This window comes from Erwinia mallotivora (assembly GCF_000590885.1).
Lineage (GTDB): Bacteria > Pseudomonadota > Gammaproteobacteria > Enterobacterales > Enterobacteriaceae > Erwinia > Erwinia mallotivora.
This window is the reverse complement of the sequence record NZ_JFHN01000074.1, coordinates 160,936-169,466: the sequence shown is the minus strand read 5'-3', so window position 1 is coordinate 169,466 and position 8,531 is coordinate 160,936. Positions and strand designations below refer to the sequence as shown.

At 48.7% G+C, this 8,531-nt stretch carries 9 protein-coding genes and 1 pseudogene; 7 read left to right on the top strand and 3 right to left on the bottom strand.

Features of this window, described 5'->3' with window-relative positions; genetic code table 11:
• The 5 genes and pseudogenes from BG55_RS20060 to BG55_RS20035 form a co-directional block, all read left to right on the top strand.
• Positions 1 to 588: YPO3983 family protein (locus BG55_RS20060; RefSeq protein WP_034941336.1), on the top strand; the 588-nt coding region annotated here is incomplete at its 5' end.
• A complete protein-coding gene (locus tag BG55_RS20055) occupies positions 578 to 1,039 on the top strand; it encodes a DUF943 family protein (RefSeq protein ID WP_034941333.1) in 462 nt (153 codons plus the stop codon). The genes BG55_RS20060 and BG55_RS20055, both read left to right, overlap by 11 nt.
• A gap of 278 nt (positions 1,040 to 1,317) precedes the next feature.
• A pseudogene (locus tag BG55_RS20050) lies at positions 1,318 to 2,165 on the top strand (YPO3983 family protein).
• Positions 2,155 to 2,616: a DUF943 family protein gene (locus BG55_RS20045; protein WP_034941332.1), complete on the top strand. Its 462-nt coding sequence runs from the start codon at positions 2,155 to 2,157 to the stop codon at positions 2,614 to 2,616. Before BG55_RS20050 ends, BG55_RS20045 begins: the two are co-directional and overlap by 11 nt.
• Positions 2,617 to 3,113: 497 nt before the next feature.
• Positions 3,114 to 4,706 carry an ABC-F family ATPase gene (locus tag BG55_RS20035; RefSeq protein ID WP_034941329.1) on the top strand — a complete coding sequence of 531 codons (1,593 nt, stop codon included), beginning with the start codon at positions 3,114 to 3,116 and terminating at the stop codon, positions 4,704 to 4,706.
• 80 nt (positions 4,707 to 4,786) lie between these two features.
• Here the strand turns inward: BG55_RS20035 and moeB are convergent, their stop codons facing one another.
• Together moeB and moeA are read right to left on the bottom strand one after the other, a co-directional pair.
• Positions 4,787 to 5,539 (bottom strand): molybdopterin-synthase adenylyltransferase MoeB, encoded by a 753-nt coding sequence (gene moeB / locus BG55_RS20030; protein WP_034941327.1) that lies wholly within the window; start codon positions 5,537 to 5,539, stop codon positions 4,787 to 4,789.
• 1 nt (position 5,540) lies between these two features.
• Positions 5,541 to 6,776, bottom strand: coding sequence for a molybdopterin molybdotransferase MoeA (moeA, locus tag BG55_RS20025; RefSeq protein ID WP_034941325.1), 1,236 nt, complete (start codon positions 6,774 to 6,776; stop codon positions 5,541 to 5,543).
• A gap of 292 nt (positions 6,777 to 7,068) precedes the next feature.
• Between moeA and BG55_RS20020 the strand changes: the two genes are divergently transcribed.
• Together BG55_RS20020 and BG55_RS23360 are read left to right on the top strand one after the other, a co-directional pair.
• Positions 7,069 to 7,533 (top strand): helix-turn-helix domain-containing protein, encoded by a 465-nt coding sequence (locus BG55_RS20020; RefSeq protein WP_034941322.1) that lies wholly within the window; start codon positions 7,069 to 7,071, stop codon positions 7,531 to 7,533.
• Complete coding sequence (locus BG55_RS23360) at positions 7,530 to 7,775, top strand: PIN domain-containing protein (RefSeq protein ID WP_235192805.1); 246 nt, start codon at positions 7,530 to 7,532, stop codon at positions 7,773 to 7,775. The genes BG55_RS20020 and BG55_RS23360 overlap by 4 nt, the downstream gene beginning before the upstream one ends.
• A 114-nt stretch (positions 7,776 to 7,889) precedes the next feature.
• On the opposite strand, the gene BG55_RS20010 is transcribed toward BG55_RS23360, so the two are convergent.
• Positions 7,890 to 8,177 carry a hypothetical protein gene (locus BG55_RS20010; RefSeq protein WP_034941320.1) on the bottom strand — a complete coding sequence of 96 codons (288 nt, stop codon included), beginning with the start codon at positions 8,175 to 8,177 and terminating at the stop codon, positions 7,890 to 7,892.
• Positions 8,178 to 8,531: the final 354 nt, after the last annotated feature.

The following is an 8,531-nucleotide window of genomic DNA, read 5'->3' as shown; positions in this document are numbered from 1 at the left end:
GATGAATTTCGCCAGCTGTCCCGTCAGTTCTCACTCGGTGGCCCGTACCGGCATCTTATCGAAAAAATGATCAACCATATGCAGTACGGCAAGGGGAAAGCGTTCCGGGATATGTCACTGGACAGGGCACTGAAGGAGCAAATTCTGCAAGACAGCTCTGAGGAAAACAGTACGCGTTTACTTCTGAGAAAATCCCTGAGCATAAATATTGACTGGGAAAAGCAATGCCTTGCAGCCGATAAAAAAGATGTATTGAGAGCAGCTATTCTCAGAGGGAAACTCCCTAAATTCGACAGATATGGAGATACTTTTAACGGTATGGGTATCACCGTTCATGATACCTGGGCCACCCATATCACTATGAAATCACTACATATTGATAATAAACGTTACCGTGCAGTAGTGCATTACAAAGTACAGGATCATTTTGGTCTGGATGATGAAGATATTTTTAATAAGATATTCAGAAATTTTAACTTCTTTCGCATCTGGTTTGTACTGCAACGATATAATCAGTTCAATTTCAGGCCATTTATGACGAATATTGAAGCAACAGTAGAAATCACCGGAGGATGCGATGATGATTAAATACAGGGCTTCTCTTTTTTTTCTGTTCATTCTTGGAGGTGTGATTCTTTTTTTCTCTCTCTGGATGGCATTTCGCCCGGTAAAAATTGTGGCAGTTCATGTGGACCATCATTGCAGTGATATTCTGGTAAGGAACTTCCCTTTTATCGACCAGGGAAAAATAAAATGGTGGCTGGAAAATAAAAGTATTCTCAAAGAAAAATATAATATTCCCAGGCCAGATTCGAATGGTACATTTATGGTGGTTTTCTGGCTTTTTGGTGATGGGTATATAGAGTCTGATGGATACGATAGCTTATGTTTTAACGACATGAATGTGCCAAAAAATTGCATTGAAAAAAGGAGGGTTTTTTCTGTAGAAACAGGCAGGAACGGCAATATATTATTTACTTCAGGTGATGCGGTATATCGAATGGATAAAAAAAGAAATATAGTAAAAAGGAAAAATTAGCCTGGCAAATTCTTATTTATTTAAAAATCTCTCAGGATTTTTCTGTCATAGGGTGGCAGATAAATCCTGAGAGATTTTCCGAAGGAAAAGGGTAGTTCTTTGATAGTGGCCTCAACCTTTTATCAGAACGCAAGTGAACTGGAAGCATTTTTGGCACCTTCTTCCTGTAACACTAAAATTGCGGACATTTGATCGTGCTGAATTGTTATTTTCGGCGCTCAGCGAGTAATATTTTATGTGCTGATCACAACGAACGATAACACAAGGAGTGTATCACCATGAGCGCATTACCCTTTCCCTGTACCATTTTTAAAACGCAAAACCGGATGGACGATGACAATGCGAAAGATATGCGTTGCGGGGATTTATCTGCATCACAGTTAAAAACGCACTACGGACTGAATTATCTCTCTGATCGGGTTGATCCCTGGACGCTGACGCGCCGCTCGGCGCTGGACAGCCGCCGTAGCCGATACTGTTGTAATATGCGCCCGACCGGCGAGAAGGTAGCCCTGGAGCAATGTGCCGCAATACTGTTTGATGAATTTCGCCAGCTGTCCCGTCAGTTCTCACTCGGTGGCCGTACCGGCATCTTATCGAAAAAATGATCAACCATATGCAGTACGGCAAGGGTAAAGCGTTCCGGGATATGTCACTGGACAGGGCACTGAAGGAGCAAATTCTGAATGATCGTTCTAAAAAAAATAGCACCCGTCTTTTACTGGAAAAAACATTCAAAGACAAAATAGATTGGGAAAATAAGTTTTACCCTCTGAATAAAAAAGATGAGCTACTTAAAGCCATTTTTGAAGGGAAATTGCCTGAATTTGACCGGTTTCAGGATAAATTTAACGGTATGGGTATCACCGTTCACGATACCTGGGCGACCCATATTACTATAAAATCGCTCCAGATTGATAATGACCGTTACCGTGCAGTAGTCCATTACAAAGTACAGGATCATTTTGGTCTGGATGATGAAGATATTTTTAATAATGTATTCAGAAATTTTAACTTTTTCCGTATCTGGTTTGTGCTTCAACGATACAATAAATTCGGCTTTAAGCCATTTATGACCAATATGGAGGCCAGTGTGGAAATTACCGGAAGCCGCAATGAAATTTAAAAAGAAAAAAGTCACGACGATGTTTTTAAGTCTAATGTGTCTACTGGTTGCTATTGCTGCTTGGTTATCGTTACGAACGGTAGATATTATAGCTATTCACAAAGATGGTAGTCACAGTTATGTTCTGGTAAAAAAATTTCCTTTTACCGAGAAAGGGAGAATAAAGTGGTGGTTGAAAAATAAGGATATTTTGGAAGATAAGTATAAAATACCCTCTCGCGATTTTGATGGCTCCTTTGTCGTTACTTTTTGGAATTTCGGTGAAGGTTATAAGGAAACCGATGGTTATGACAGGCTCTGTTTTGTGGATATGCCGCCGCCACTTAATTGTATCGATAAAGACGCTGTTCTTATGGTGCGAAACAGTAAAAATACCGGGCTTTATTTTATTCTGGATGAGGGAATCTATCGGGTAAAAGAAGGGAAAATAGTGGAAATTAAATCTGATTAACTCTGCCTGCTTCGATCTGAAAATCTTTCTCCTGCCGCCTTTTGGTGATGCGGCAATTGCCCCGGTAATTAAACTTCATTGAGAGATGAAGTTAACCAGCAATCTGCTGTCAGTGATGACTATGGTCTGGCGCGACACCAAAGTTAATACTCTCGTGATGCAGACAATGATACCGACCGTCACGTCAGATGCTGCCAGTATCAGCTGTGGGTTGATCGCAGTCCAGGTTGATAGCCTGGCCCATCAGGGCTGGTTTACTTGTCATTCTGAACCTGAGTAGTGCCCGAAATCCTCACGTACTCGGTGTACGCGCCGGTTTCTGCGCGCTGTTGGTGTGCAGACTGGCTGCGACAATAACGCCTGGTAGGCCAGGCTGTGAGTGGCTGATATCGCCATGCCCGCCAGCGGCTACGCGGAGCTGGTATATCCGCCTCTCCATTTTTTTGGCATAATGCGCGCTGGTTCACATTCCCCTGTCAAAAAAGTAAGGCAATCCTGTGCTAGTTTCCAGCAACGTCACCATGCAGTTTGGCAGTAAGCCGCTGTTTGAAAACATCTCTGTCAAGTTTGGCGGAGGCAACCGCTATGGCCTGATCGGTGCCAACGGCAGCGGCAAGTCTACCTTTATGAAAATTCTGGGTGGCGATCTGATGCCCAGCGCCGGAAATGTCTCAACAGACCCGAATGAGCGTATCGGTAAACTGCGCCAGGATCAGTTCGCTTTTGAGCAGTTCAGCGTGCTGGATACGGTGGTTATGGGCCATGCTGAGCTGTGGCAGGTGAAGGAAGAGCGCGATCGCATCTACGCGCTGCCGGAAATGAGTGAAGAAGACGGTTACCGGGTGGCCGATCTGGAAGTGACATACGGTGAAATGGATGGCTACACCGCCGAAGCCCGCGCCGGAGAACTGTTGCTGGGCGTGGGTATCCCGCAGGAACAGCATTATGGCCCGATGAGCGAAGTGGCTCCGGGCTGGAAGTTGCGTGTGTTGCTGGCGCAGGCGCTGTTCTCTAATCCGGAAATCCTGCTGCTGGATGAACCGACCAACAACCTCGACATCGACACGATTCGCTGGCTGGAGCAGGTGCTGAATGAACGTAACAGCACCATGATCATTATTTCCCACGACCGTCACTTCCTGAACATGGTCTGTACTCATATGGCCGATCTGGATTATGGCGAACTGCGCGTTTATCCCGGCAACTATGATGAATATATGACCGCCGCGACCCAGGCGCGTGAACGTCTGCTGGCCGATAACGCGAAGAAAAAGGCGCAAATCAACGAGTTGCAATCCTTTGTCAGCCGCTTCAGCGCTAACGCCTCCAAATCGCGTCAGGCTACGTCCCGTGCGAAGCAAATCGATAAAATCAAACTGGAGGAGGTGAAAGCCTCCAGCCGCCAGAATCCGTTTATCCGCTTTGAACAGGATAAAAAACTGTTCCGCAACGCGCTGGAACTGGAAGCCCTGACCAAAGGCTTCGATCAGGGGCCGCTGTTCAAAAACCTCAACCTGCTGCTGGAAGTTGGTGAAAAGCTGGCGATCCTCGGGCCAAATGGTATCGGTAAAACCACGCTGTTGAAAACGCTGGTGGCTGACCTGCAACCTGATAACGGCGCGGTAAAATGGTCGGAGAATGCGCGAATTGGCTACTATGCGCAGGATCACGCCCACGACTTTGCCAACGACCTGACGGTTTTTGACTGGATGAGTCAGTGGAAGCAGGAAGGCGATGACGAGCAGGCGGTGCGCAGTATTCTCGGGCGTCTGCTGTTCAGCCAGGATGACATTAAAAAACCGGCTAAGGTGCTGTCGGGTGGTGAGAAAGGGCGGATGCTGTTCGGTAAGCTGATGATGCAAAAGCCGAATGTACTGATTATGGATGAACCCACCAACCACCTGGATATGGAATCGATCGAGGCGCTGAATATGGCGCTGGAAATGTACGAAGGTACGTTGATTTTCGTCTCCCACGACCGCGAGTTTGTCAGCTCGCTGGCTACCCGGGTGATTGAAATGACCCCGACAAAACTGCATGACTTCACCGGTAATTACGAAGATTATCTGCGCAGTCAGGGTATTGTCTGACGACAGCGCTTTTCCGCCGATGGAGTAATAACAGGGGACCGCAGTGTCCCCTTTTTACTGCGCCAGAGACGGCCACCATGTCACTGCCCACAGACCTCGCAGGACGGATCTTTCGCGACTCGCATTTCGCGGAACTGTAAGGTCAGCGCATCGTACAGCAACAGTTTTCCTGTCACATCCTCACCGTAACCGGCCAGCAGACGTATCGCTTCCATCGCCTGAAGTGAGCCGATCACCCCCACCAGCGGAGCCATAACCCCTGCCTCCACGCAGCTTAGTGTGGTATCGCCAAACAGCCTGCTGATACAGCGGTAACAGGGGGCATCCTTTTGCCAGCGAAAAACGCTGATTTGGCCTTCCATGCGAATGGCTGCCCCGGATATCAGCGCCGTTTTACTGGCAAAGCACAGGCGATTAAGTTGCTCACGGGTGGCGACATTATCACAGCAGTCGACCACCACATCCTGAGTGCTTATCAGTTCTGCCAGCGCCATATCACTGAGCTGAGCATTCACCGTTTGCACGCTGATATGCGGATTGATGGCCTGTAACTGTTGGCAGGCAGAGACGACTTTCGGCTGACCAATCAGCGCATCGCGATGCAGGATCTGCCGTTGCAGGTTAGAGAGCGAAACGGTGTCAAAATCCAGCAGCGTCAGTTGGCCCACGCCGGCGGAGGCCAGATAAGCACTGGCTGCGCAGCCCAGCCCGCCAAGTCCGACAATCAACACCTTCGCCGCTTTGAGCTTTTCCTGCCCGTCAAAGTCAAAACCCCGCAGCACAATCTGGCGATTGTAGCGTAGCGCTTCGTCGTTACTCAGTTCGGGATGCATCTTATCCAACCAGCAGCGCATTAAACGGTTCAACATCCACCCACTCACCCGCGGCGACATGACCGCGATCCCGCTCCAGCACAATAAAACAGTTGGCCTGGGCGAATGAGCTGAACACATGGGATCCCTGTGGACCGGTGCTACGAACTTCCAGTTCCCCTGACGGATTACGCAGCAGCACACCGCGCTGGAAATCCACCCGTCCCGGCGTTTTTTTCAGGGCATCGGCGGCTCTGACCCGCTGGCGTGGGGGCAGGGCCGCCGCCTGCTGTCCGGACAGTTTCACCAGCAGCGGTTGCACCAGCTGATAGAAGGTCAGTGCCGCTGATACCGGATTACCGGGCAGGCCACAGAACCAGCTGCGATCTAAACGGCCAAAGGCAAAGGGTTTACCCGGTTTGATGGCCAGTTTCCAGAAGGCGATCTCACCCAGCTCCTCCAGCATCGCTTTGGTGTAGTCTGCTTCTCCCACCGAAACGCCGCCGCTGCTGATTACCACATCAGCCTGACTGTCTGCCCGGATAAAGGCGTTGCGCAGCGCCTGCTGATGGTCAGCAATGATGCCGAGATCGATAACCTCGCACCCCAGTTTATTCAGCATCAGCTGCACCGCAAAGCGATTGGTATCGTAAATCTGACCGGCGGCCAGCGGCTGACCGACCGGTTGCAACTCATCGCCGGTGGAGAAAATCGCCACCCGCACTTTGCGCATCACCTTAACCTCTGCAATGCCCAGAGAAGCCAGCAATGGCAGTTCAGCCGCGCCGAGACGTACGCCGGGTTGCAGCACGCTGGCACCCTGCACGATATCATCACCGGCCAGACGGATATTCTGACGCGGAAGGACCTCTGCGATAATTTCCACCGCATCACCGAGCTGGCGCGTTTCCTCCTGCATCACCACGGCCTCTGTGCCTTCGGGCACCGGGGCCCCGGTCATGATGCGGATACAACTGCCGGCGGGCCACTGGCCCTGCCAGGGGGCCCCGGCAAAGGCTTTCCCGGCAACAGGTAATGGCTGGCCGGTTTGCAGATCTGCCATGCGCACGGCATAGCCGTCCATTGCTGAGTTATCGAATGGCGGCACGCAGACAGGTGAGGTAACTGACTCCGCCGTAACGCGTCCGGCAGCGGCGGCGAGCGGCAGGGTTTCTGTTTCAGTGAGCGGGTGGATGCGTGTCAACATGGCAGACAGAGCATCATCAAGCGAGATAAGTCCCGCAGTAAAAGCTTCCATAAAATCTCCGGCGCGCCTGAATAATCGGGCGGTCATACTGTCAATAGCGGGCATTATGGCGTGATTTGCAGACAGGGTCACGAAAACCCGCAGGCTCTGGCTACGGGCAGGGTGACAGGGCTGTGCGCGTGTAAGGGATTTATCATCAGTCGTTCGTTTCGTTTATTGCGTTTTTTCGTTTATTTCGTATAAATTCGTTGATGGTATATCTTAATCGGGCTTGCGTTGTTGGCTTCAGAAAAGAGTACTACTGATCTACGAACATACGAACTTGATAAACCGGAAAACACTTATGACAAACTCAATTCTTGATAACGTGAGCCTGCCTGCTCCAGGAGAAATTGAGGCCGCTGTACGTGGTCAGAGAGAACTTGCAGCTTACCTGTCCACAAAACTGGAAACACAAAAGATATCGATTCAGGATGCTGACGACAATACGCATCAGATTGAATTACCTACCTCTTCACTCACTCTGTTGATGACAATTTTGGGTGAGCTGGCAATGGGTAATGCGGTTCAGGTTGTCCCTGTACATGCTGAATTAACCACGCAGGAAGCGGCCAATATTCTGAATGTTTCACGCCCTCATATGGTGAAACTTCTGGAAGAGGGTAAGCTTCCTTTTCATAAAACGGGTCGCCACCGCCGAGTGCTGTTTGCCGATTTGATGGCTTATAAAAATCATCGGGATAATGAAAGCAACAACGCGATGCAGGAACTGGCAGACCTCAGTCAGGATCTCCGGCTTTACTTATGATTCATTCACCTTATCCCGTGGTTCTGGATGCCTGTGTTATTTATCCGTCATTACTACGGGATGTATTAATTTACTCAGGATTAAAGGGCTTATATCAACCTAAATGGACGGCCATCATTCAGGATGAATGGCAACGTAATCTAAAACCTGGGGTATCCGTCGAAGAATATCTTGAGGCACTGAAAAAGCAGGGTTTAAACCTGACGGTGAAAGAACTGAAAATGTACCACTCGATAATATAATGCCTGATGGATGCGTTCTGGTTCTGCGGGTTGTTGCGCCAGCATTTGTGGGTCTCAGGCGCCTGTTGCATCAGGGCTGATCAAATAACCGATCATAAATCACAGGCCTTTGTGCTATTCGAAATCATAATTAGCCAGCTCATTTAATAACTCAGGGTCATTCCTGTATTTAACGCTCAGCTCCTGCTTTTTCTTTTTAGCCTCAGTGCAATATTTATCAGCCTGCCTTTCTGTTTCAGGCTGGCGCGCTTTGACGAGATTACTGTCCCACTCACCCGAGAAAAATTCACAGTTGTCAGCGCTCTCTTTGAATGATTTCATATCAAGCGCTTTTGTCTGGCTTGTTGCTGAAGATGCAGATCCGATAAAAGTAAGCAGTATCGAAACAGGTAATATTTTCATTTATCTTCCATTTGTTGACCAGAAAAGCGCATCCTGATAACTGCGGTAACAGTTAAAGACTAACTTTTTTCGCCACGTTTGTGGTTGAGCGTTTATCACTGAACGAGGAAATTTTGATTGCAAATGCTTCTTAAGCACTGATGATGTTCAACGTATTTCCCATGATCTATCCATACCAATCGCCTTACCGCCCGATAACAGCAAAATGCTGTTTCAGGCCACTCATTGGTGCAGGTTAATTTCAGCACTCTGAGGCAGAAATGATTCACTCTGGCGAACAAACCCCGCCAGCTATGAGATAGAACATTTTGTTATTACCGGCCACTGAACATTCTGCTTTACATCACTTTACAG